4 protein-coding genes are annotated in these 3,243 nt (G+C 64.0%); 3 read left to right on the plus strand and 1 reads right to left on the minus strand.

Translation table 11 applies throughout. The features are described 5' to 3' along the window. Nucleotides 1-334: 334 nt before the first annotated feature. Nucleotides 335-784 carry an Rrf2 family transcriptional regulator gene (locus EN969_RS23405; protein WP_063169921.1) on the plus strand — a complete coding sequence of 150 codons (450 nt, stop codon included), beginning with the start codon at nt 335-337 and terminating at the stop codon, nt 782-784. Beyond that, nucleotides 774-1,673 (plus strand): NAD(P)/FAD-dependent oxidoreductase, encoded by a 900-nt coding sequence (locus EN969_RS23410; RefSeq protein ID WP_063169920.1) that lies wholly within the window; start codon nt 774-776, stop codon nt 1,671-1,673. The genes EN969_RS23405 and EN969_RS23410 overlap by 11 nt, the downstream gene beginning before the upstream one ends. Here the strand turns inward: EN969_RS23410 and EN969_RS23415 are convergent. Continuing rightward, nucleotides 1,670-2,446: a DeoR/GlpR family DNA-binding transcription regulator gene (locus EN969_RS23415; protein ID WP_013528029.1), complete on the minus strand. Its 777-nt coding sequence runs from the start codon at nt 2,444-2,446 to the stop codon at nt 1,670-1,672. The two genes, EN969_RS23410 and EN969_RS23415, sit on opposite strands and share 4 nt — an antisense overlap. Nucleotides 2,447-2,849: 403 nt before the next feature. On the opposite strand from EN969_RS23415, the gene EN969_RS23420 reads away from it, so the two are divergent. Beyond that, nucleotides 2,850-3,243 (plus strand): phosphotransferase (locus tag EN969_RS23420; RefSeq protein ID WP_164758439.1); only part of this gene is annotated, 394 nt, incomplete at its 3' end.

The following is a 3,243-nucleotide window of genomic DNA, read 5'->3' on the forward strand; positions in this document are numbered from 1 at the left end:
AAGCCGAGGATGGCTGCCAGCGGCCCCGTCATGCGAAGCGACATGGTGACGCCGACACCAAACGGTGCCACGGTCCATCTCTGGAGAAAAGACAAAGCATCAGGCAACCTTCATCCTGGATCCAACGCTTCGATCGGTCGGCGTGGCGTTTGCTGCAGTCAGCGTCGGACCCGAAATCCGTTGCATATGTCGGGTCCGACGCCTTGGCGCCGGCATACGAGGCGAATCGCGCACCGACTGGTTCTGTTTGCCGCGAATGGATTGCGTGGACATTGCGCCTCGGCGCGGACGAGACGTGTTTGACATCGACACCAATCGTAACTAACTAAGTTACATGAAGCGCAACAGCCGACTGTCCTCTACCCTGCACATTCTCGTCCACATGGCCGAGAAGCCCGAACAGGCGCTGACCTCCGAGCAGCTTGCCACCTTCATCCACACCAATCCGGTGGTGGTCCGCCGCACCATCGCAGGCTTGCGCGACGCCGGCATCGTCACCTCGTCGCGCGGGCACGGTGGCGGCTGGCTGCTCGGGCGGGCGCCCGAGAAAATATCCCTGGCCGAGATCAGCGTCGCCCTTGGCGAGACACTGCTGCCGTTCAGCACCGATCCGGAAAGCCCCGGCTGCCTCGTCGAGCAGGCGGTGATCGCCGTGCTCGACGATTTTCGCAACGCCGCCGAAAGGCTGCTGGCGGAGAAGCTGAGCCGCATCACGCTGGCTGACCTGACCGCCGATTTCCGCCGCCGTTTTGACCTCATTGGAGTCTCCAGCCATGCAGTATGATCTTGCCGTCGTCGGCGGCAGCTTTGCCGGCCTGTCCGCCGCCATCCAGGTGGCGCGGGCAGGACGCAAGGTGCTGGTGATCGACGCCGGCCGGCCGCGCAACCGCTTTGCCGAGCATTCGCACGGCTTCCTCGGACATGACGGGCGCGCGCCCGGCGCAATCCTGGATGACGCAAGGCGCCAACTACTGGCCTATCCGACAGCCAGGGTTGTCGACGGGCGCGCCGACAAGGCCCTTGCCGCTGGCAGCAGCGATTTCGAAATCACCACCGAGGGTGGCGAGACATTCGGCGCGGCACGGCTGGTACTGGCCACTGGGGTGCGCGATATCCTGCCGGAGGTTGCCGGGCTTGCCGAGCTCTGGGGAAAGAGCGTGCTGCACTGCCCCTATTGCCACGGCTACGAAGTTTCCGGCGGGCCGCTCGGCGTGCTCGCAACCGGTCCGATGTCCATGCATCAGGCACAGCTGATCACCGATTGGGGCGATGTCACGCTGTTCGGCAATGGCCTGTTCGAGCCTGACACAGAGCAGATGCGCGCGCTGGAGAGCCGAAAGGTGCGGTTTGAGCCCACCAGCGTTGCCGAGCTAGAGGAAGACGGCTCCGGCGGATTGATCGTCCACCTCGACGACGGCAGAAAGGCCGGCGTCAGGGCGGTGTTCACCGCTCCGCGCAATATCATGGCCAGCCCGCTGGCCGAACAGCTCGGCTGCGGCTTCACCGAAGGCCTCCTCGGCCCGGTGATATCAGTCGACGACAGGCAGCAGACGACCGTGCCCGGCGTCTACGCCGCCGGCGACGCGGCACGTTCGATGCACAACATCGCCCTTGCAGTATCGGGTGGCACCTTTGCGGGCGTCTGCGCCCACCAATCGCTGGTCTTCGGCTAGAACCCGGCTTCCGCGCCGGCGATGCTGAGCCGGGCGCCGGCCTGCGCAAGGGCGGCGGCCAGGTCGTGCGGCGGCGAGCGGTCGGTGGCGAGTTCGGAAAAGCTGTCGAAGCCGCAGACCTGGACCAGACCAAGACGGCCGAATTTCGAGTGATCGGTGATGACGAGGGACCGCTGGCCGCGCGACAGCACCATGCGGGCGAACTCGGCCTCATCCAGATCAAAATCCATGACGCCCATCACCGCGTCGACGCCCCCGGTGGAAATGATGGCGTGACTGACCGAGAAGCGACTGACAAAATCGATCGCCGAGGCGCCGAAAGCAGCACCGGAATCGCTGCGCAACTCGCCGCCGGCCATATAGACCTTGTTGCCGTTGATGGTGGCCAGCGTGCGGGCGATGTCCGAGGAATTGGTGACGACCGTCAGGCGCCGGTGGCCGAGCAGTTCACGCGCAAGGAACGAGGTCGTCGTTCCGGTGTCGAGCATGATGGATTCCCCGTCGCGGATGGTGGCGGCGACCATGCGGGCAATGACGCGCTTGGCGTCGGCGTTCTCACGCATGCGCCGCTCGAACGGCGCTTCGCCGATCATTGACGGCAGGCCGATGGCGCCATGCATCTTGAGGACAGAGCCATCACCGGTCAGCGGCTTGACGTCGCGGCGCACCGTCTCGAGCGACACGCCCAGCCGGTCGGCCAGACTGGCGATGGTGACGGTGCCCTCTTCCTGCAGGAGCCGCAGGATCTCGCCGTGTCGTTTGGACTGGGCCATCTGGTTTCCCGAACTGATGCTCTTGACCGATTCTAAGGTAATTCAATTGCTTTTAAAGGAACTACCTTATGCTTTCAGGCAAAATACCCAAAAAAAGTCACAGCTTTTTATTGACAAGCGGGAAACCCTGGCGTGAAATCAAAGACATTAACAGGCTTCAGATCTGCGACTGGGGGCAGAGCCGCAACTCAGCGATCAGGCCGTTTGGAACGTGCCTGTACAAGGAATTTTCAGATCCGCGGGGGCGGATGCCGGGCTCAAAAACCTGGCCAAGGGGCTCGTCGGTGCGGTGCGGGATACCGATCCTGGCGTCCCGCACCGACGAGATTATTTACGTTTCTCCCCGCCGTCGTTGCGCTGTTCACGGCGCCTTGTCGAAGCCCAGCAAACCAGGGATGATTCCGTGACCGCCGAAGACCGCATCCGCGCCCTGCCCTGCTGGACCGGTGGCATCGAGATCGCACCGCTGCCCGGCGGTCTGAGCAACGCGAATTATGTGGTCACGGACGCGGCGGGACGACACGTCGTGCGCTTCGGCAAGGACTATCCGTTCCACCATGTCTTTCGCGAGCGCGAGGTGATGACGGCGCGGGCGGCGCATGCCGCCGGTTTCGCGCCGGCCGTCCGCCATGCCGAACCGGGCATCATGGTCACAGAGTTTCTCGGCGTCAAGACCTATCTCGCCGAGGACGTACGCGCCAATCTTGGCCGCGTCGCAGCCCTGATGCGCGCCTTTCACCGGGAGATGCCCACTCACGTCTCCGGCGCCGGCTTCATGTTCTGGGTGTTCCATGTCA

This window comes from Mesorhizobium sp. M7A.F.Ca.CA.003.01.2.1 (assembly GCF_003998945.1).
GTDB classification, from domain to species: Bacteria; Pseudomonadota; Alphaproteobacteria; order Rhizobiales; family Rhizobiaceae; genus Mesorhizobium; species Mesorhizobium ciceri.